This is a genomic window from Gemmata algarum, assembly GCF_034097035.1.
GTDB lineage: Bacteria > Planctomycetota > Planctomycetia > Gemmatales > Gemmataceae > Gemmata > Gemmata algarum.
On sequence record NZ_JAXBLV010000233.1, the window covers coordinates 56,697 to 75,811 of the forward strand.

Here is a 19,115-nt window from a genome sequence, read left to right on the forward strand (position 1 = left end):
GTCATTTGAACCGTCAGGTGTCGCACGCGGCACCGCCCACCGGCGTAACCGTCGGGCGGTTGAACGGCGAGGACATCGCGCCCGGGACAGCCCCGGCGGGTTGCGGGCGCGGTTGCGCCGCGCCGCCGGCCGGCACCACCGCGGGCGCCCCGGTGCCGGCGTCGCCGACCGCCGCCCCGTCCTTCCGCCGGTAGGTGATTCGGAACTCGGTCGCCTCGGGCATTGAGGTCGCGTGCGTGGAGGACTGGTAGCCCGGCGAGCCCGGGCGCCGCGGGTTCAACGTCTCGTTGGTGTCGGGCAGCGAGCTGCGCGTCTGGCGCCCGGTCTTCACGGTGCGCTGGTCGATGATCTCGTAGTTCGGCCCGACGTGCTGCTCGATCAGCCGGCGGGCCTCGCGCATGTTGTGATTCGGCCAGGCGTCCGAGTCGTCGGGCACCGCGACCACACCCGAATCCGGCTTCCGCTCGATGTACTTCGCGGACGAGGCGCACCCGCCCGCCGCCGAGAGTGCCGCGACCAGCAGCAGCGAACCGCACCGCGTCATCAGTGCCCCCCTCCGAACCGGCGGGCTTCCCCCGAAGCCGCCGAACCGGCGGGCTATAACAACTTTCCGGATCGTGTCGAGCGTAGTTTATGCCGTCGGGCAGGTGGCCGGTGTGGGCACCGGTCCGTATCCTGAAGTTCTTCAGCACATGCGCTGAGAATTACGATTCAGGTGAGTTGAGATGTACGCAATCTTTGAAGACGGCTCGCGGCAGTACCGCGTTGAGCCGGGTTCGACGGTCAAGATCGACTTCCGCGAGGCCCAACTCGGCCAGCGGCTCGAGCTGCCGAAGGTGCTGCTCCTCTCGACCGGAGCCGACACCGTCATCGGCCGCCCGCTGGTCGAGGGCGCCCGCGTGCTGGCGGAAGTGATCGACTTCCCGCGCGTGAAGACCCTGACCCAGCGGCTCCGTCGCCGCAAGGCGTCCCGCCGGCTGAAGGGGCACACGCAGCCGCACGTGAAGGTGAAGATCACCCACATCCTGAACGCCGGCGAGGCCACGCCGGCCGAAGAGCCGAAGCCCGCGCGGTCCGAAGCCGCCCCGGCACCGGCCGCGAGCTGAGTACACGCACCGAATACTACCACGAGCGCGTGTAACGACCGAACGCCGGCCCTTTGGGGCCGGCGTTCGGTCGTTTCGTTTCCACAGCGAGCGAACGAGTCACGCGATGATTTCGGTGATCGGTTTACCCCGCTCCAGGTCCAGCCGACGGCGGCCCGGGATCTCCAACCGCTCCGGATCGAGGCCGAGCTGCCGCAGAACGGTCGCGTGAACGTCGGCGATGAAGTGCCGGTCCTCCACCGCGTGGAACCCGAGTTCGTCGGTGGCGCCGTGGACCACGCCGCCCTTGATCCCGCCGCCGGCGAGCCACGACGAGAACCCGTAAATGTGGTGGTCCCGGCCGCGCAGCTCCTCGCGGTCGGCCTCCCCGTCCGGGCGCGGTTCGACGTTCGGCGTCCGCCCGAACTCGGTGGCCCACACCACCAGCGTGCTGTCCAGCATCCCGCGCCGCTTCAGGTCCTTGATCAGCGCCCCCACCGGCCGGTCCACCTCACGGCACCGCGCCGCGGTGTTCTTCCGCAACTCCTGGTGCGAGTCCCACAACCCGTTGTCGTCGTCGGCCGCCCCGCCGTGATAGATCTGCACGAACCGCACCCCGCGTTCGACCAGCCGCCGGGCGACCAGGCACTGGCGGCCGAACGGCGCGGTGACCGGGTCGTCCAGGCCGTACAGCGTCTTCGTCTCCCGGGTTTCGTCGGCCAGCGCCACGATGTCCGGGAACGCCGACTGCATCCGGAACGCGAGTTCGTAGGACTTGATGCGGGCGCGCAGCGCCGGATCGTCGGGGTATTCGACCCCGGCGAGGTTGTTCAGCTCGCCGACCAGTTCGAACTCGGCCCGCTGGGCCTCGCGCGTCAGACCCCGGCCGCGCGGCGGGTACGGCACCGCCCGGTCCGGCTCCACCTCGACGGGCACGCCATCGTGCTCCGGCCCCAGGTAGCTCGCCTGGTGCGCCCCGGAGCCCCCGCCGAAGTCGCTCGGCGGCCGCCCCATCACGACGAACTTCGGCAGGTTGCGGTCGAGCGTGCCCAGCCCGTAGTGCGCCCACGAGCCGAGGCACGGCTCCCGGCCGTCGATGATGATCCGGCCGGTGTGGGCCAGCGCCTGCGCGGCGTGACTGAAGTCGGTGGTCCACAGCGACCGCACCACCGCCAGGTCGTCCGCGCAGTCCCCCATGTGCGGCAGCCAGTCGGACACGTCGGTGCCGCACTTGCCCCGCTTCGAGAACCCGACCTGGGGGCGCAGGATCTTGGTGCCCAGCCGGGCGGCACCTGCGAACGTGCGGAAGTTCCGGGTGATCTTCGGGTCGCGAACGGTCCGCTCGAACGGGGTCTCGGCGATCGTCTTGTCCGCGAACTTGGTCAGCGCGGGCTTCGGGTCGAAGGTCTCCAGGTGGCTGGCCCCGCCGAGCATGAACAGCCAGATCACGTTCTTGGCCTTGGCGACCGGTGCGGTCGCGCCCGGTATGGACTTGGCGACGCCGTCCTCGAACAGCATGGCACCCAGGACCGCGCCGGTGAACCCCATGCCGAGGTCCGCGAGGAACCGTCTGCGCCCGATCGGGCGGTGTGGCAGCAGCATATGGGCCTCCTTGCTCAGCGCACGGTGATGAAATCGTTGTGGTTCAGCAGCGCGTGGACCAGGTACTCCCGGGCCTGCGCAACCGGATCGCAGGCGGGCGCGACCGCGGGCAACGGTTTAGCCTCGCCCAGCACCAGTGGTAAACCCGGCACCCGCTCGGCGAGTTGCTTGGCCGCTTCGGGATCGAGCGGCGCCGGGTGTTCGGGCGGGAGCGGGAGCGGCGTCAGCCGGCCCGGATCGGCCAGGAGCGCCTTCTGACGGGTCAAGAACGCTTCACAGGCCGAAGCCTCCGCGGCCGTGGGTGAGCGTCCGAGGACGTGCTCGAACGCGGCGGTCACGAACGCGGCCGGCGCCGGCGCGGCGCCCTCCAGCCGCCGGGCGATCCGGCGCGCCTGGTCCCACGCGAACGCGCTGTTTTCCAGCGCCAGCGCTTGTTGGGGAACGATGCTCTGCTCGCGCCGGTAACACTCTTCCACACTCGGCGCGTCGAACGCCGTCAGCAGTTCCATTTTGTCCTCGCGCGAGGACCGGTAGTACAGGCTGCGGCGCCCGGTCTCGGCGCCGCGGGCCGAGTCTACCGGCGGGCCGCCGGCAGTCGGTTCCAGCGCGCCGGCCAGCCACAGGAGCGAGTCACGCACCACCTCGGCCTCCATCCGCCGGTGGTTCGCCCGCCAGTAGAAGGCGTTGTCCGGGTCGGCGCTCACGTTCCCGGCCGGCGCGCCCTTCGTCGATGAACTCATGCGGTACGCGGCCGACGTCACGATGAGCCGGTGCAGGCGCTTGGTGCTCCACCCCTGTTCCATGAAGTCAACGGCCAGCCAGTCGAGCAGCGGTTGCTGAACCGGCGCGGGGGTGCGGGTGCCGAAGTCGGCCACGTTGTCCACCAGCGGGCGGCCGAAGTGCCGCATCCAGATGTGGTTCACCGCGACGCGAGCGGTGAGCGGGTTGGCCCGGTCCCCGATCCACCGGGCCAGTGCCAGCCGGCGCCCGGTGCTCTTCGCCCCGTCGGCCGGTGGGGCGACCGTGACGGTCCCGAGCACCGCCGGGGCGCCCGGAGTGATGCGGGCCGACTTGTCCGGAACCTTTGGGTCGCCGCGCACGAACAGCCAGGTGGGCTCGTCCGGTTTGGCGTCGAAGGCGCGGGCGACGTGGGCCGCCGGGCCGGTCTCGCCAGGCACTGGATCGGTTCGCACGTCGTGCGGCTCGAAGAACGCCCGGAACTGGTAGTACTCTTTCTGACTGACCGGGTCGAACTTGTGGTCGTGGCACCGCGCGCAGCCCATCGACAGCCCGAGGAACGCCTTGGCGGTATGATCGACCGTGTTGGTCAGCCAGATGTCGCGGTCCAGTTTGAACCAGTTGCGGACCAGGAACCCCGTTGCCGCGGTGGTCTTGGGATCGTCCGGGGCGACCTCGTCGCCGGCCAGCATCTCCAGCACCATGCGGTCGTAGCCCTTGTCTCCGTTGAGCGCGTCCACGATCCAGTCGCGCCACCGCCAGACGTGCGCGTTGCCCCACCAGATGTCGGCCTTCGCCTTGCGCCCGTCGGCCTCGGAGTAACGCCACACGTCCATCCAGTGCCGCGCCCACCGCTCGCCGTACCGCCGGTCCGCGAGGAGCCGATCGACCACCCGCTCGTACGCCCCGTCGGCGGTGTCGGTGAGGAACGCGGCCAGTTCCTCGCGGGTCGGCGGCAGGCCGATCAGGTCAATGAACACGCGGCGCAGAAGCACGGCGGCCGGTGCGGGCGGGTTTGGCGCCAGCCCCCGCCGCTCGCGCCCGGCGGTGAGGAAGGCGTCGATCGGGTTACCGGCCGAGTTCGTACCGGGGGCTGGCGGGGCAACCGGCGCTCGGAACGCCCAATGGTCCGGACCGTGCGACGGAGTCGGATCAGGTTCGTCGGGCACTTCCGCGCCCTCGTCTATCCACTTCTTAATGAGCGCGATTTGCTCGGCGCCGAGTGGCTCGCCGTCGGGCGGCATCTGAGGCAGATCGTCGGCCCCGGTCAGCACGGCCACGAGCGGGCTCTTTGCCGAGTTCCCCGGAACGATCGCACCGGCACGAAGTTCCGCGGCCCGGTCGAGCCGGAGCCCGCCCTTGAGCTGGGTCGGCCCGTGGCACGAGTAGCAGTGCGCTTCCAGGATGGGCTTAATCTGCTGCGCGTAGTCAACCTTCGCCGGCGCCGGTCTCTTCTTCTTTCGGGCTTTCTTGTGCGGGGCGGCGATTAGCGCCACGCCCCCCACCAACAGGACGAGTAGCGCGAGTACGAGGTACCGGCGTCTCGGGAGCAACCTCATGTGAGCCCTCGCCCCTCGATCCCGACCGATGCGGCCGGGTGCGGTCGTTCGTCCCCGCTTCGGACCGGGGATTGTGGCGCCCGTTTAGCAAAGTTGGGACGGTCAGGGAAGACGAGTTCTGGAACGGCGGTTGTGGCGGACAGATGGCTTGGGGTGGGTTAGGCGCAAGCTCAATTAGAAGTGACTTTCACCAGAATGCAAAATTCGGCGCAAAAAATGCTCTCAATCATTACGCTTTAGATTCACTCGATTTATGAGAGCCTCACTTCGGATTCTTGTCCCACATGACCTGTGTTTTCAAGTTTTTTATTGAGTCTAAATTCGTGCCATGTTATCATCTTTCACAGCCCACCAAACTCGCTGAGCACGTTGTTACCGGACCGGTTTCGCGTTCCTCAGTGAAACGAGCTGCTTACTCGCCTCAGCTCGCTCTGTCATCTCGCCCTGGGAGAGTCCTGAACTCGCTGGCTTGGCTTAGCCGTCCGCTCTCCTATTCGCGCCCGCCTGTAACAAGCGTTTCACCGCAACCAGCCGTCCGGTTGCGGAGATTATTGCTTGATCAGGTTTTATTCCCTTTCCACGTTTTCACAGGGATCTTATGCGTCTCTCCCGGACCGACTGCCGACCCAAAAAGTCGGGGTTCACGCTGATCGAGTTGCTGGTGGTGATCGCGATCATCGCGATCCTGATCGGGCTGCTGCTGCCCGCTGTCCAGAAGGTGCGCGAAGCGGCCGCGCGCATGTCCTGCCAGAACAACCTCAAGCAGTGGGGGTTGGCGATGCACAACTACCACGACGCCAACAGCACGCTGCCGTACGCCGGCCAGCGGACACCGCGGCGGACCTTTTACGTGGAACTGTGGCCGTACATCGAGCAAACGGCGCTGGCCAACCAGTACAACCGGACCCTCGGGTTCTACCAGTCCCCGAACGCCGTCACGAGCTCTACCACCGGTTTGGTCGCACAACCTCAGAAGCTCTACTACTGCCCGAGCGACCGGCCCAACGCGATGTGGACGTATGACGTTTACTACCGGGTGCGGGGTAACTACGTGGCCAACTACGGTGGTAACTACCTGTTCGCCGAAGGTACTGGCGTAGACCCGGCCGACGGACCGTTCGGCTGGAACTCGAGCGGCGGGTTCGGTGGGTACGTCCCCTACCGCCGGACCCTGGTCGCGATCACCGACGGGACCTCGAACACGCTGATGCTGTCCGAGACCCGCATCCCGGCCCAGGACAACGCGGCCGACGGGCGCGGCGACGTGATGAACGACGGCAACTCCCACTGGTTCATGACGCTCAACACCCCGAACGCGGGCATCGACCGCAATTCGAACGTGTGCTGGCCGAGCGTGGCCGCGAACCCGGATCAGACGATGCCGTGCGTGCAAGCGGGTGACAACCTGATGTCGGCCCGCAGCAAGCACACCGGCGGGGTGAACGCCGCACGCTGTGACGGCTCGGTCGGGTTCTACTCGAACTCGGTGAACGCGACCGCCTGGAAGGCGATGGGAACCGCCACCCACGGAGACATCATCAGTGAATAACTTCCGACGAGCGGTGCGCGGCGGCGCAGCTTTGGGGGCCGTGGTCGCCCTCGCCTTCATGGCCGGGTGCGGCGGCCCGCCGAAGGCGCAGGTGTCCGGCACAGTGACGTTTGACGGGGCGCCGGTCGAGAACGGGATCATCCAGTTCTACCCGGCCGGTGGCGCCGGGCAGACGGCCGGCGGCGGGATCGAGAACGGGAAGTACCAGCTCGAAACGTCCACCGGGGAGATGACCGTCACCATCAACGCGTCCAAAGTGGTCGGCAAGCGCGCCATGTACGACACCCCGGACAGCCCGAAGGTGGATGTTCTGAAGGAACTGATCCCGGCCGATTACAACACGACCAGTACGCTCAAGGTCACCCTCAAGCCCGGGGTGAACGAGAACGTCGATTTCAACCTGAAGAGCAGCAAGAAGTAGCCCGCTCTTCCGAACCACGTTGCCGGGGGCTCGTGCCCCGGCAACGTTTTCATTTCCCCCACGTGCCACCGACCACCAAAGCCCCTTCGCGAAGCGCGCGCACGTTCGCATTGCGTGACCGGAGCGGCATTGTTTACAGTGCCCGCCGATCAGCTCGAAGCTCACGGAGGGGCGACACAATGAGACGGGTACTGTTGGCGTCCGGGGTCATCGTTCTACTCGTCGTCGTGGTCGTCGCGGCCCAGCCCCCGGCCCCGTTCCCGGTAGCGCCGCCCGCCCCCCCCGCGGCGCCCGCAACGCAGCCGGCCCCGGCTGTCGCGCCGCCGGTTGTGCCTCCCGGCGCGCCGGGCGAAACGACCCTACCGATCCCGCCCAAGCCGCTCCCGATCGCCGGCGCGCCGGGCGCCCAACCCGTTCAACAGGCCGCGGCCGAAACGGCACTCTCGAAGCTCCTGCCGCTCAACGCCTACCCGCAAAACACCCAGGACGCCGTCCGCGGGGTGCTGCTGGGCGCGGCCTGGCTCGCCAAGATGAACGAGGCCAACGGGCAGTTCCTGCACGGCTACCTGCCGGCCCTGCGCCAGCCGATGCCCGGCGACCACGACCTGCGCCAGGCGCAGGCGGCGCTGGCGCTGGCCCAAGCGGCGAAGTTCAGCGGCGACAAGCAGCACGCCGCACTCGCGAACCAGGCGGCGCTGCGGCTGCTGGCGTTCACCAAACCGGACTCGAACGACCCCAACTGCCGCGTGCCGGTGCAGATGTCGCTCGTGTGCAACCGCGTGGGGTTCGCGGCGCTGGTCGCGCTGACGGTGTACGAGCTACCGAACCCGAGCGAGCCGCTCCTCACCGCGGCGGAGCAACTCTGCACGTTCCTTCGCACCCGGTTGAAGCCCGACGGCTCGGTCCACTACACCGACGGCCCGGCCGACGACCCGCTCAAGGTGGACCCCGCGGGGGTAAACGAGTACCCCGGGCTGGCCCTTCAGGCGCTGGCGGCCAGCGGCCGTGCCCGCCTGGCGGAGTGGAAGAAGGACGCGGTCAAGAGCGGCGTCGCGCACTACCGGGCCGTGTTCCGCGCGAGGCCGCATCCGGCGCTCGCGGTCACCGTCTCGCCCGCGGCCGTCGAGCTGTACCTGCAAACGAAACTGGCCGAGGCCGCCGCCGCCGCGTTCGAGATGAACGACTGGCTGTGCGACTTACAAATCAGCCCGAACGACCCGCGCACGCCACAGTACGCCGGCGGGTTCCGCTCCGTGGTGGAGGGCCGCGCCGGCGACGCCCCGGCCGCGACCGCGGACACCGGCCGGTGCGTCCAGAGTCTCGCGTGCGCGTACCACCTCACGCGGGTCACCGGCGACCTGACGCGCGAAGCCAAGTACCGCCCGGCGGTCGGGTTCGCGGTGCAGTTCCTGTGCGGGCTCCAGTTTGTCGAAACCAACACCCGGCACTTCGAGGACACGTTCCGTGTCAAAATGCTGATCGGGGCGTTCCACCTGTCGCCCGCGGACGGCAACCTGCGCATCGACGTGACCGGGAGCGCCCTCACCGGGCTGCTCAAGTTCCTTGCGTCCGGCGCCCAGAACAGTTGACCGCCGGGCGACAACTGAACGCCCACCCGGCGCCCAATACAATTTCCGTTCCCGTCCCGGGCGCCCGGCCCGGCCGGACCAGTGCGGACTGCGAAGCAATGAGCGAGAGAGTCACAACCCGCCCGAAGTGCCGGTCCCTCATGGGCATCCGGGTTGTCGGCACCGGGAAGTACGTGCCCGACATGGTGGTCAGCAACGAGCACCTGCACGCGAAACTCGGGTTCGACTCCGACTGGATCGTGAAGCGCACCGGCATCCTGGAGCGCCGGCACGCGGCGCCGGCCCAGGCGACTTCCGACCTGTGCGTCGAGGCCGCCAACGACCTGTTCGCCAAGACCGGCCGCACCGCCCGGGACTGCGACCTGCTGGTGCTCGGCACGTTCACCCCGGACATGTCGTTCCCCTCCACCGCGTGCCTCGTCCAGGACCGGATCGGACTGATCGGCCCGGCGATCGAGGTGGAAGCCGCGTGCGCGGGGTTCATGTACGCGCTGCTCACCGCGAGCGCCTACGTGAAGTCGGGCTGTTCGGACCGTGCGCTGGTGATCGGCGGGGACACGAACAGCCGGGTGCTGAACCCGACCGACATCAAGACGTACCCGCTGTTCGGCGACGGCGCCGGCGCGGTGTTCGTCGAGCCCGGGCGCCCGGACCAGGGGGTGATCGCGTACAGCATGGGCTCGGAAGGCTCCGGCGGGCCGCTGCTGCAGCGGGTCGCGTGCGGGAGCCGCACCCCGGTGACGCCGGAGTTGCTCGCCGAGGGGAAGCACTTCATGTACATGGACGGCTACGCGGTGTTCAAGTGGGCCGTCAACATCCTGTGCGACACGATCCGCGAGGTGCTCACCGCCGCGAACCTGACGGTCGAGGACGTCGGCCTGTTCGTGGTTCACCAGGCGAACATCCGGATCATCAACGCGGCCATCGACTCGCTCAACATCCCGCGGAACAAGGTGTACAACAACCTCGAGCGGTACGGGAACACGTCCGCGGGGAGCATCCCCATCGCGCTCGACGAGGCCGCCGCCGATGGCCGGCTCAAGGACGGCGACCTCGTGGTGATGAGCGGGTTCGGCGCGGGGCTGGCGTGGGGCACCGCGGTCATCCGGTGGTAGCAGATGGGGACATCGCCCGTGTCCGATCGCACCGCGTTCATCGACGCCATTCTCAACAACCCCAACGACGACACGGCCCGGCTGGTGTTTGCCGACTGGCTCGAAGAGCGCGGCGAACCGGAGCGGGCCGAGTTTATTCGGGTGCAGATCGAGCCGGCAAAGGCGTCCGACGCGGTGCGCGAGCGGAACGACCCTGACGCACGAATTGCGGGTGTTCACGGAGCCGCGATGGGCGGCGGCTGGCGCAGAGCGATCGGGATCAGCGAAACCGAAGGGGAATACGTCCGCGGGTTCCTCACCGATGTGGAGGTCGTTTCGACCAAATATCTCGCCGTTGCGGGCCGCGCCCTCGCGGCCGAACCGGTGGCGTTCAGGATGTTCCTCTCGGCCAGCGATGCGGATGATTTGGTCGCGTGGTTGAAATACCTGTCCGAGTTGGTCGCAAGCCCGCTGCTGCGTGCGGTGGCGAAACTCGAAGCGCGCAATCACGCCATCGGCGCGGGCGGCTTCCAGCAATTGATCGCCTCTCCGTACCTGAGCGGTCTGCGCGAAATCTCGTTCCCTGGGGCCGCGATCAACCCCGCCTTCGTTAAATCCATTTTGAACTCCCCGGCGCCGTTCGCTCTGGAATCGCTCGCTCTCGATCGAGCTGTTCAGTTCGCGCGCCAGCGCACGATTCGTTTGCTCGCGTCCGCGCCGCGGTTCGCCACGCTCAAAAGGCTGAGCCTCCGGTACAACCGGCTTACCGACGACGACATTCGCGTGCTGCTCGACTCGGAGACACTGCCGCGGATGCTCGAAGTCGATCTCGCCGGGAACGACTTCCGCCCACGCGAGTTCGGCCGCGCACTTGCGGAGCGGTTCGGTTACGGTTGTGATGAAGATGACTTTGAGGAAGACGACGAGTATTGAGTCCAACCCGGGCACCTGATGCGAAAGCACCCCGACGCCGACGCGTTTGTCCGGGAGCACCTGCGGCACCCCACGAACGCCACCACACGGCTCGCGTTCGCCGACTGGCTCGACGAGACCGGTATGCCTTCTAATGCAGCCTGGGCGCAATACATCCGCCTGCGCGAAGAAGCCGACCGCCACGCCCCCGACAGCGACGAGCAACAGCGACTTCTCCGTCAAGCTGACGGGTCCGCCACAAAGGTGCGCGCAAAGTTGACGCTCGCGGCGCTGATATTTGCTCGTGATCCGGAATCAATTCTGCAACTCATTCCGGCGGCGAACGTCACCGTCCGTCTCGACAATTTCGCTGTTCCGACTGATGTGCTGCAACAGGTACCCGAATCAGTCGCGCGAGAGAACCTCACTATCCCTCTCGCGGCGGTAAAAGAGACGTTGTTTTGTGCGAATGCAGCACCGCATCACGTCGATACGGCCCACAAACTCTCGTTTATCTTGAATCGCAATGTCGTCCTTGTGCGGGCCAAACAAAACAAAATCGTCTCGGCGCTCAATTCCGGTTTCGGTGGATGCAATATCGACTATTTCGACTCACAGCCACTCTTCGTTTCTTTTACTGACATCGCGGGCGGATTCTATGCATTGCCTCTGCACACCGTAGCAGGACCGGACCCCGCGTTCATAGAGTCGATCATTGTGCAGGGGTTGCGGATGGGAGCCACGCAGGTGCGTGTCTTTCCCGAGGGGCACCATGTCGCCATCGCGTATCAAACCGGGGAGAGATGGAGTTACCACGACCCACTCCCGGCACGCTTTTGGCCAGCCATCGCCGAGGTAGTCGCACGGGAGGCACAAATGTCGCTAGCGGAAACCTTCGCAGACCGAATAGCCGCCTACGGCGGAACAACTGGTTCGTTCTCTTTTCTCGTCGCGCGCACGCGATACGTGATCGGCGTTACCATTCGATTGGGCTCAGTCGATCCGAGGCTCACCTTGGACCTTCAACCCGCGCCAAGCATCGATTGAACCGAACCCCGGCCCGGCCGTCCGTGTCAGTGGAACCGCCGATGCACGAGCTGTTCGAACACACCGCCGATCTCGGGTTAAGGGCTACTGCCCCCACTCTGCCGCTGCTTTTCGCGGAGATGGCCAAATGCTTACTTTCCGCAATGGTGGAAGAGCCCGACGGCGTTCGACCGGCGCAAAACGTGCAACTCGAACTCTCGGGATCGGACCGCGAGTTCCTGCTGTTCGACTGGCTCAAAGAGTTGCTCCTGCGGTTCGAGACAGATCACATGCTGTTCGCTGCCTTCGACGTGACCGTCACCGCGGACGGCCTCACCGCGACCGCAACGGGCGAACCGTACAACCCGGAGCGCCACACGCTGGCGCACGAAGTGAAAGCCATCACCTACCACGAACTGAAGGTCGCCGAACACGCCGGCGGGTGGCTCGCGGAAGTCATCGTCGATATTTGAGGCGAACGCCCGCGGGACGCCGATCACCGTTTACTGAGAACTGTTTATGGCGAAGGAAGGTTACACCGGGCCGCTCGAGAACATCGGGTGCTGCTGCCACCGCATCCCGAAGAGCTACAAGCCCGGTATGCGCGTGCCCGGGCACATCTACGCGACCGACAAGTTGCTCGAATCCATCCGCAAGGACCAGGCGGCGAACCAGGTCGCGAACGTCGCCACCCTGCCCGGCATCCAGGTCGCGAGCATCGCGATGCCGGACATCCACTGGGGGTACGGGTTCTGCATCGGCGGCGTCTGCGCCACCGACCCCGACGAGGGCGGCGTGATCTCCCCCGGCGGAGTCGGATACGACATTAACTGCGGCGTCAGATTAATAAAGACGAACCTGTTCCTGGACGACGTGAAGCACCACATCAAGGAGCTGGTGAAAGCGCTGTTCTACACCATCCCGTCCGGCGCGGGGCGCACAGGGAAGTACAAGTTCGACACCTCCGAGACGCGGCGCCTGATGGGCGAGGGGCCGAAGTTCGTCATCGCTCGCGGGCTGGGCGTGTCGCGCGACCTCGACCACACCGAAGCGAACGGGCTGATCGACGGCGGCGACCCGCACCAGGTCAGCGACCACGCGGTGAAGCGCGGCGCCGAGCAGTGCGGCACGCTGGGCAGCGGCAACCACTTCCTCGAAGTGCAAGTGGTCGATAGCGTGTTCGATGCCGAGGTCGCGAAAGCGTTCGGGCTCGAGCTGAACCAGATCTGCGTGATGATCCACTCCGGGAGCCGCGGTTTGGGCTATCAGGTCTGTGATGACGCCCTCGCGACGTTCCGCAACTGCCCGCAGAAGTACGGGTTCGAGCTGCCGGACCGGCAGCTCGCGTGCGCCCCGGCCGATTCGCCCGAGGGCCGCAAGTACATCGCCCAGATGCGCGCCGCCGCGAACTACGGGTTCTGCAACCGGCAACTGCTGATGAACCAAGCGCGCGAGGTGTTCGCGCAGGTGTTCGGTCGCTCGTGGGAAGACCTGGGGATGGAGCAGCTCTACGACGTGGCGCACAACATCGCCAAGTTTGAGGAGCACACCGTCGAGGGGAAGCGGAAAAAGGTCTGGGTCCACCGGAAGGGCGCGACTCGGGCGTTCCCGGCCGGTCACCCCGAGGTGCCGGACGCGTTCCGCGCTGTGGGACAGCCGGTCATCATCCCGGGCGATATGGGTCGCGCCTCGTGGGTGCTGGTGGGGTCGCAGGGGGCGATGGACAAGACCTTCGGCACCACCTGCCACGGCGCGGGCCGCGCGATGAGCCGCACGGCGGCTCTCAAGGACGGCGTCGGGCGCAAGATCGAGCGCGAGCTGGAGCACAAGGGGGTGATCGCCATGGCTTCGAGCCGCAACGGGCTCGCGGAGGAGCAGCCCAAGGCCTACAAGAACGTGGACGACGTGGTCGAAGCGGTCCACGAGGCCGACCTGTCACGCCGGGTCGTCCGGATGCGCCCGCTCGGCGTCATCAAGGGGTGATGCGCCGGCGCGCGAGTGGCACGCCGGCGACTGGAACGTCGGGCGGGTCAGTTCGTTTTGATACCGGTTAGCTCGTTCGTTATCACTTTTTTCAGCGACGGAATGCGATGCACCGACCGGACGAGTCCGCCGGGCACCTCGTCCGAGTACCACACCTGGGTGTCGGTTTCCCCGGCCTCGACGTGCCCCTTGTACTTGTACCACCGGGTGTCGTACTTCTTGCCCGCGACGGTAAGGGTTTCCGTGCCGTCCGCGTACGTCCCGGCCGGCCGCTGCAGGTCCTTTGCGGCGGCGCCGGTCGGCTTGCCCATCCAGCGGAGCTGTTTGAGCGATTGGGACTGGGCGTCGGTTTTGCCCCCGTCCGCCGCCGGCGCCCAGTCTTCGGCCTCGACCACCGCGAACGTGTCAGTCCGCTCGGCCAGACGCAGTGTGCTCATCCGGCGGGTGACGGTGCCGGCGGCGTCTGTGACTTCGGCGTAGGTCGCCACCGTTCCGGGCGGGACCCGCGACCACGCGGTGTACTTGGGATTCTCCACCCGTTCGCCCGCCGGCTCGGGTGCGGCCGGCGCCGGCGGTGCGGCCGGCGCGGGGGCCGGAGGCGAGCCGCAGCCCGAACACGCTACAAGAGCGAAAAATACGGACAACGAGGACAGGAACGCAGGCGCCCGCATCGGCAGACCTCCGGGAATGAAGCCGGGAAATTAGCCGGCCGGGGCACATGGCCCCGGCCGGTGTGACGGTCACATTACCTCTTGCCCTTGATGGGCTTCCCTCGCTCCTCTTGCTCGACCTTTTCCTGAGCGGCCTTATCGGCCTTGATGGCCTCTTCGGTCGGCTTCCCGGCCGGGCCGGAAGGGGAGCCGCAGCCGGCCAAGCCGCCGGCCGCGAGAACCAGCACGAGCATCACGCGCACGATGAACCTCTCCGGGTTGGGTTACAGGTTGTCCGGGTTGAACGTGCCGCCGTCGTCGATTGCGCACGCCCGCATGAACGTTTCGGGGTCGACGCCGAAGCGGATGAACTTGACCGACCCGTCGCCGAACACGGCGTTCATGCCGCCGGTGTGGCGCGAGCCGAAGTTGCGCCGCCAGATGCTACTGCCCGAGCACCCCGAGGTGCCCGGCGGGAAGCACGGCGGGCTCTTGGCCACGTCGCTGTCGTGCGACGGGGCGAAGTGCCAGCGGATGTTGTCCTCGTCCCAACCGCTGTTGTGCCAGGGCTCGTTGTCCCCGCCCTCGGCCCCCTCGCGGCCGACGGCGATCGTCTTCTCTGCCACCATGATGCTGTTCGACGTGCCGTCGGTCACGTCCGCGAGCCGCCGCTTGGCGCCGCGGGCCGAGTTCACGATGTACCCCTTGCGGCCGGAGGTGTTGCCCAGGTTCGGGGTCGCGCGCTCGTCGGCCTCGGCCCCGAACCCGGTCGGCGCCGGCGGGATGCCGAGCCACAGGTCGTTCGTGGGCGCACTGCCCGACCACTCGACCCGAGAGCCCTGGAAGATCCCGGCGCACCCGGCGTAGTCGAGGCGCCCGGTGCCCGTGGAACCGGTCTGCCCGCCGGTGCCGCCGCCGATGTACAGGGCGGGCGACCGCCGGCTCGGGCAGTAGTACGTCTTGACCAGGCTCTGCCCGACCTGGGTCGAGTTGATCGAGTTCGGCGGAGCGGTGCCGAAATCGGCCAGCTTGTACACGTTGTCCTGCTCGATGTACGGCAGGATGCGGAAGAACTGGTTCCAGCCGTCCGGGTGGCTGGCGTTGCAGCACGGGGTGCCGCCGTAGGCCGGGGGCTGCTCGTCGTACTTAGACAGGGGGGACTCGATCCGCGGGTCGCTGTCGTACGGCCCTTGCGGGAAGTACTGGTTGGCCCCCTCGAAGTTCATGAACGCGAGGCCGATCTGCTTGAGGTTGTTGCTGCACTGCATCCGGGCCGCGGCCTCGCGGACCTTCTGAACGGCCGGCAGTAGCAGCCCGATGAGAATCGCGATGATCGCGATCACCACTAACAGTTCAATCAGGGTGAATCCGAACCGGGAAACGAAACGGCGCCGGGGGTCCATGAATCTGGAACTCCGTGAGGGGGCGACAAGGACAAAGCGGACGGGGTGCGAGTCGTCCGATTGAAATTTTGCCTGAGCCACAGAAATCCGCCAGCCCCATAGATGCTAATTCAGACAACCCTCGCACTGTCATCATGGCCGGTTCACGAAATGATCACGATCGCGCGCAACCCCTGATAAAACGCGACCGCACCGGACGAGTTTCCGTCCGGTGCGGTTTAACTCCCCGTGCGCTCAGTTCCGGCCCGGCACCCCTCTCGACGCCGGCGGGGGGCGGTCCACCTTCGGGAGGTTGAACGTGGGCAAATCGTTGCGGCCCGGTTTCACGCGGCAGGTGAGTGTAGAGTGCGTACCGTCGTACCAACCCATCAGTCGGTCCGTATCCTCTTGGGCCTCACCTTCGGCTTTGGCGTTTTTCTCGCCCGGCCACCGGAAAACGACCTGATAGCCGCCCTCGGGGGCGCCGTCACCGTCGGCGAAGGTCGACAGGGCGAACGTGCCGTCCGGCGTGGTCACGGACTGCGGGTTGCGCGGGATGTGCGGCACCATCGGCGCGTCGGACGGGATCAGCGTGACGATCACCCCCGCAGCGGGCTTCCCGTCGTACATCACTTTGCCGTGAACCGGGTGCGGGGCCAGTTCGTTGGGCTGGGGACCCGAGTCCGAGCAACCCGCCGCCAGGGCGGCGACCAGCAGGGTAACGAGCGCGCGTTTCATGTGATCCCCAAAATCAGTTGTCGGACAGCGTTTCACCGCCGGCCCGGGTGATGTGCTTGACGAACTGCCGAATGTCCATTGACTGCTTGACGAAGCGCACCGACCCGTCCGCCATCACGTGGTGCGCGCCGCCCAGGTGAAAGCTGTACACCTCGTTGTTGTTCGAACAGTTGGTGTGACACGTTCCGCCACCGGTGCCGGCCGCGTTCATCCCGTGTGTGATGTACTCGTTCTCGCGGTCCGCCCAGCCGCCGTCGGTCTGCGTGTTCGCGCCGGTCAACTTGCCCGCCTGCCAGCGGTCGGGCCGGCCGGCGATTTCCGAGACGGCGAACGTGTTGGACGCGCCGTCCTGCACCTCGGCGACGGAGTAGACCCGGTTGACGACGAGTAGGCCGCTGTAATCGGGAACCACGTCGCAAACGCCGTCGTTTTCGGCCAGTTCTTTGGCGTAACCGTTGTCCGGCGCGTAATCGGCTGGCGGGTTCTTGGCGCCGCTGATACGCTCGCACACCCGCGCGTCGCCGTTAGGGACTGTCGGGCACATGAACACCGGGATGCGGTTAGCGATCGCGGCGCGGTTGTTCGCGTGGTCCCACGACACGGTCATGGAGTACTGCTTCTGGACGTTGTCCTGTTCGATGTACGGCAGGACGAACACGGCCCAACTGTGGTTCACGTTGAACACGGTCAGCCCGGCCTTTTTCAGGTGCGACTGGCTCGTGCCGCTCGTGGTCGAGGCGGCGGCCCCGGGCGGGAACACGCCGAAGGTCGCGTGGAAGTTGTTCAGCGCCAGGCCGACCTGCTTGAGGTTGTTCTGGCACTTCGTCCGCGCGGCGGCCTCGCGCACCTTCTGGACGGCGGGCAGCAGAAGCCCGATCAGGACCGCAATGATCGCGATCACCACCAGCAATTCAATCAGCGTGAACGCGCGGCGCGTCGCTCGCGAGATAATCATTAAAAGGAGGCCTCGTGCAAGGAATATAAGGGCGGGCAGGCACAGGACCGGCGACTAGAAGTCGGCGTTGATCACTTCGCCGTCGTTAATCAGGCACACCCGCATCCAGTTGTTGGAGTCGATGCCGTAGCGGATGAAGCGAACGGACCCGTCGCCCATGGCCGCGGTGAACCCGCCGGAGTGTGAGCCGCCGAACCGAACCGACCAGTAGTTCGGGCTGGAGGCGAACGGGTGCTTGTCGTCCGGCTCCGGCACGGCCTCACCGAACCGCTCGTGGTCCTGATCCCAGCCGGAGTTGTGCCACGTCTCGTTGTCGCCGCCGGCCGCGCCGAGGCGCGCGCGGTGGCACTGCTTCTCGCCGACCAAGAGCGTGTTCGACAGCCCGTCGGACACGTCGCTCATGGTCCGCTTCTGGTTCGGTTCGGTTCCTGCCGGCTGAGGTAGAGTGGCCCACTGGCGCACGAGCATCCCGCTTTTGCCGGCCTCCGACATGTTGCGACCGCCGTTTCCCCCGTAGTCGCAGCGGGCGCCGTCCGAGTACACGATGGGCTGGCGGCGGGTGGGGCAGTAATAGGTTTTGACGGCCGTGTTTTGAACGACCGTGTCGTCCGTGTTCCGGTACAGGTTCTCTTGTTCGATGTAGGGGAGCAGGTGGAACATCCACGACCAAGCGACACGGTTACCGGGGTCCGATTCACAACAGGTTTTGACCGGCCCGTCGGACCCGGCGTGCGGGAACCGGCCGATCGCGCCGTGGTGGGTGTGAAACGCCAAACCAATCTGCTTGAGGTTGTTCGTGCAACTCATCCGGGCTGCAGCCTCACGCACCTTCTGAACGGCCGGGAGCAGGAGCCCGATAAGAACGGCGATGATCGCAATCACCACCAGCAACTCAATAAGTGTAAATCCGCGTGGCGCGTTACGACGCGTCATCAAAGAAACCTCGAAATTCTTGTTGACGTTGGTGAACCGTCGGGCGAGGCGTGAGCGAGTTCGGCGGGGCGTGGACTAGCGTATCGAGCTTTGCGAATTGTGAAGATGTCGCTCACGAACTGAGCCACACACGGTCGAAGTTCAGTGGGTTTTTGCCTCGCAAGTCACATGATAGAAACGCTTTGTGTCGATGTGAAGAAGGGGTGTAAGTGCGGTGAATGTTAATTGGTTTCGGTGGCTTACGTGATGAATCTGCAAAAAACACCTGTTCGCGGCGCCAGCGTTCGCCTCGCACGGGGACGCTTCACTTCCGACGATTGCGGACCGGCCCGGTCATGGTCCAGACGCCTTCGACGCCGAAGAAAGGGCACGCAACGGTTATGCGGCCACTCTTTTGAACCGTCATATTGGGGGCTCGCTTCAAAATGTTCTGAACCGAGCAGGCGATGCGGCAAGAATGCTGCGCAACTACAACTTGATGCGCCATTCTAGGGCCGAAACCGTTGCCGGCCGTCGCGCATCTCGATGACCATAAGTAACTGGTGCATCGGCATTAGGACTTTTCCTACTGCGCGATTTGTCAGGATCTATCCCGATAAGTTGCGCGGCGTTATGCGAGTCCTTGTCGGATGAACCGTCACACAGCGGTGAGGAGCCCGCATGTTGCCACCCGGATGAGCCACCGAAATAAAAATGCCCGTAACGCCCTGGCCGTGTGCGCCGGTTCCGAGAAAAGCGGAATCCGAACTTGGCGCGGTGTTCAGTTGCAGCCGAACTTCGCGCCGGTAATAATAGCCGCAACCCCCGACGCGCCAGGACGGCCACACGGGATTCCACGGGCGCGGTCGTCTCGCCGGCGACCGTCACGGACGGTACGCGACCCGTTTAACCTTAATAGC

At 66.3% G+C, this 19,115-nt stretch carries 18 protein-coding genes; 9 read left to right on the forward strand and 9 right to left on the reverse strand.

What is annotated here, in order from left to right; genetic code table 11:
• Positions 1 to 13: 13 nt before the first annotated feature.
• Positions 14 to 544 carry a hypothetical protein gene (locus tag R5W23_RS29040; RefSeq protein WP_261190192.1) on the reverse strand — a complete coding sequence of 177 codons (531 nt, stop codon included), beginning with the start codon at positions 542 to 544 and terminating at the stop codon, positions 14 to 16.
• A gap of 181 nt (positions 545 to 725) precedes the next feature.
• Here R5W23_RS29040 and rplU point away from each other — a divergent pair, with 181 nt between their 5' ends.
• The gene (rplU, locus tag R5W23_RS29045) at positions 726 to 1,106 is read left to right on the forward strand and encodes a 50S ribosomal protein L21 (RefSeq protein WP_261190191.1); all 381 of its coding nucleotides are present in this window, start codon (positions 726 to 728) and stop codon (positions 1,104 to 1,106) included.
• Positions 1,107 to 1,205: 99 nt separating this feature from the next.
• Here the strand turns inward: rplU and R5W23_RS29050 are convergent, their stop codons facing one another.
• Together R5W23_RS29050 and R5W23_RS29055 are read right to left on the reverse strand one after the other, a co-directional pair.
• Positions 1,206 to 2,687 carry a DUF1501 domain-containing protein gene (locus tag R5W23_RS29050; RefSeq protein ID WP_320689403.1) on the reverse strand — a complete coding sequence of 494 codons (1,482 nt, stop codon included), beginning with the start codon at positions 2,685 to 2,687 and terminating at the stop codon, positions 1,206 to 1,208.
• Positions 2,688 to 2,701: 14 nt separating this feature from the next.
• A complete protein-coding gene (locus R5W23_RS29055; RefSeq protein ID WP_320689404.1) occupies positions 2,702 to 4,984 on the reverse strand; it encodes a PSD1 and planctomycete cytochrome C domain-containing protein in 2,283 nt (760 codons plus the stop codon).
• A gap of 598 nt (positions 4,985 to 5,582) precedes the next feature.
• On the opposite strand from R5W23_RS29055, the gene R5W23_RS29060 reads away from it, so the two are divergent.
• The 8 genes from R5W23_RS29060 to R5W23_RS29095 all read left to right on the forward strand — a co-directional run bounded on the left by R5W23_RS29060 (position 5,583) and on the right by R5W23_RS29095 (position 13,558).
• Positions 5,583 to 6,533: a DUF1559 domain-containing protein gene (locus tag R5W23_RS29060; RefSeq protein ID WP_320689405.1), complete on the forward strand. Its 951-nt coding sequence runs from the start codon at positions 5,583 to 5,585 to the stop codon at positions 6,531 to 6,533.
• The gene (locus R5W23_RS29065) at positions 6,526 to 6,954 is read left to right on the forward strand and encodes a hypothetical protein (RefSeq protein ID WP_320689406.1); all 429 of its coding nucleotides are present in this window, start codon (positions 6,526 to 6,528) and stop codon (positions 6,952 to 6,954) included. The genes R5W23_RS29060 and R5W23_RS29065 overlap by 8 nt, the downstream gene beginning before the upstream one ends.
• A 179-nt stretch (positions 6,955 to 7,133) precedes the next feature.
• Positions 7,134 to 8,543, forward strand: a complete 1,410-nt coding sequence (locus tag R5W23_RS29070; protein ID WP_320689407.1) for a hypothetical protein — start codon at positions 7,134 to 7,136, stop codon at positions 8,541 to 8,543.
• Positions 8,544 to 8,641: 98 nt separating this feature from the next.
• The gene (locus R5W23_RS29075) at positions 8,642 to 9,658 is read left to right on the forward strand and encodes a 3-oxoacyl-ACP synthase III family protein (RefSeq protein ID WP_320689408.1); all 1,017 of its coding nucleotides are present in this window, start codon (positions 8,642 to 8,644) and stop codon (positions 9,656 to 9,658) included.
• A gap of 18 nt (positions 9,659 to 9,676) precedes the next feature.
• Entirely contained in the window at positions 9,677 to 10,570 is an 894-nt protein-coding gene (locus R5W23_RS29080; protein WP_320689409.1) for a TIGR02996 domain-containing protein, read from the forward strand.
• An 18-nt stretch (positions 10,571 to 10,588) separates the two neighbouring features.
• On the forward strand, positions 10,589 to 11,596 hold the full coding sequence (locus R5W23_RS29085; RefSeq protein ID WP_320689410.1) for a TIGR02996 domain-containing protein: 1,008 nt from the start codon (positions 10,589 to 10,591) through the stop codon (positions 11,594 to 11,596).
• 41 nt (positions 11,597 to 11,637) lie between these two features.
• Complete coding sequence (locus tag R5W23_RS29090) at positions 11,638 to 12,048, forward strand: archease (RefSeq protein WP_320689411.1); 411 nt, start codon at positions 11,638 to 11,640, stop codon at positions 12,046 to 12,048.
• A gap of 46 nt (positions 12,049 to 12,094) precedes the next feature.
• On the forward strand, positions 12,095 to 13,558 hold the full coding sequence (locus tag R5W23_RS29095; RefSeq protein WP_320689412.1) for an RtcB family protein: 1,464 nt from the start codon (positions 12,095 to 12,097) through the stop codon (positions 13,556 to 13,558).
• Positions 13,559 to 13,605: 47 nt separating this feature from the next.
• On the opposite strand, the gene R5W23_RS29100 is transcribed toward R5W23_RS29095, so the two are convergent.
• The 6 genes from R5W23_RS29100 to R5W23_RS29125 form a co-directional block, all read right to left on the reverse strand.
• Positions 13,606 to 14,229 (reverse strand): phosphomevalonate kinase ERG8, encoded by a 624-nt coding sequence (locus R5W23_RS29100; RefSeq protein WP_320689413.1) that lies wholly within the window; start codon positions 14,227 to 14,229, stop codon positions 13,606 to 13,608.
• Positions 14,230 to 14,303: 74 nt separating this feature from the next.
• Positions 14,304 to 14,471: a hypothetical protein gene (locus R5W23_RS29105; protein ID WP_320689415.1), complete on the reverse strand. Its 168-nt coding sequence runs from the start codon at positions 14,469 to 14,471 to the stop codon at positions 14,304 to 14,306.
• A 21-nt stretch (positions 14,472 to 14,492) separates the two neighbouring features.
• Positions 14,493 to 15,611, reverse strand: coding sequence for a DUF1559 domain-containing protein (locus R5W23_RS29110; RefSeq protein ID WP_320689416.1), 1,119 nt, complete (start codon positions 15,609 to 15,611; stop codon positions 14,493 to 14,495).
• A gap of 234 nt (positions 15,612 to 15,845) precedes the next feature.
• Complete coding sequence (locus tag R5W23_RS29115) at positions 15,846 to 16,328, reverse strand: hypothetical protein (protein ID WP_320689417.1); 483 nt, start codon at positions 16,326 to 16,328, stop codon at positions 15,846 to 15,848.
• 13 nt (positions 16,329 to 16,341) lie between these two features.
• Positions 16,342 to 17,283, reverse strand: a complete 942-nt coding sequence (locus R5W23_RS29120) for a DUF1559 domain-containing protein (RefSeq protein ID WP_320689418.1) — start codon at positions 17,281 to 17,283, stop codon at positions 16,342 to 16,344.
• A gap of 54 nt (positions 17,284 to 17,337) precedes the next feature.
• Positions 17,338 to 18,216, reverse strand: coding sequence for a DUF1559 domain-containing protein (locus R5W23_RS29125; RefSeq protein WP_320689419.1), 879 nt, complete (start codon positions 18,214 to 18,216; stop codon positions 17,338 to 17,340).
• Positions 18,217 to 19,115 lie beyond the last annotated feature (899 nt).

What these genes read in the sequence shown, in the direction of transcription:
- R5W23_RS29075 (WP_320689408.1), top strand. Translation starts at nt 8,642, where the DNA reads ATGAGCGAGAGAGTCACAACCCGCCCGAAGTGCCGGTCCCTCATGGGC.
- R5W23_RS29095 (WP_320689412.1), top strand. Translation starts at nt 12,095, where the DNA reads ATGGCGAAGGAAGGTTACACCGGGCCGCTCGAGAACATCGGGTGCTGC.
- R5W23_RS29055 (WP_320689404.1), bottom strand. Translation starts at nt 4,984, where the DNA reads ATGAGGTTGCTCCCGAGACGCCGGTACCTCGTACTCGCGCTACTCGTC.
- rplU (WP_261190191.1), top strand. Translation starts at nt 726, where the DNA reads ATGTACGCAATCTTTGAAGACGGCTCGCGGCAGTACCGCGTTGAGCCG.
- R5W23_RS29100 (WP_320689413.1), bottom strand. Translation starts at nt 14,229, where the DNA reads ATGCGGGCGCCTGCGTTCCTGTCCTCGTTGTCCGTATTTTTCGCTCTT.
- R5W23_RS29125 (WP_320689419.1), bottom strand. Translation starts at nt 18,216, where the DNA reads ATGACGCGTCGTAACGCGCCACGCGGATTTACACTTATTGAGTTGCTG.
- R5W23_RS29115 (WP_320689417.1), bottom strand. Translation starts at nt 16,328, where the DNA reads ATGAAACGCGCGCTCGTTACCCTGCTGGTCGCCGCCCTGGCGGCGGGT.
- R5W23_RS29040 (WP_261190192.1), bottom strand. Translation starts at nt 544, where the DNA reads ATGACGCGGTGCGGTTCGCTGCTGCTGGTCGCGGCACTCTCGGCGGCG.
- R5W23_RS29050 (WP_320689403.1), bottom strand. Translation starts at nt 2,687, where the DNA reads ATGCTGCTGCCACACCGCCCGATCGGGCGCAGACGGTTCCTCGCGGAC.
- R5W23_RS29120 (WP_320689418.1), bottom strand. Translation starts at nt 17,283, where the DNA reads ATGATTATCTCGCGAGCGACGCGCCGCGCGTTCACGCTGATTGAATTG.
- R5W23_RS29070 (WP_320689407.1), top strand. Translation starts at nt 7,134, where the DNA reads ATGAGACGGGTACTGTTGGCGTCCGGGGTCATCGTTCTACTCGTCGTC.
- R5W23_RS29060 (WP_320689405.1), top strand. Translation starts at nt 5,583, where the DNA reads ATGCGTCTCTCCCGGACCGACTGCCGACCCAAAAAGTCGGGGTTCACG.
- R5W23_RS29090 (WP_320689411.1), top strand. Translation starts at nt 11,638, where the DNA reads ATGCACGAGCTGTTCGAACACACCGCCGATCTCGGGTTAAGGGCTACT.
- R5W23_RS29110 (WP_320689416.1), bottom strand. Translation starts at nt 15,611, where the DNA reads ATGGACCCCCGGCGCCGTTTCGTTTCCCGGTTCGGATTCACCCTGATT.
- R5W23_RS29085 (WP_320689410.1), top strand. Translation starts at nt 10,589, where the DNA reads ATGCGAAAGCACCCCGACGCCGACGCGTTTGTCCGGGAGCACCTGCGG.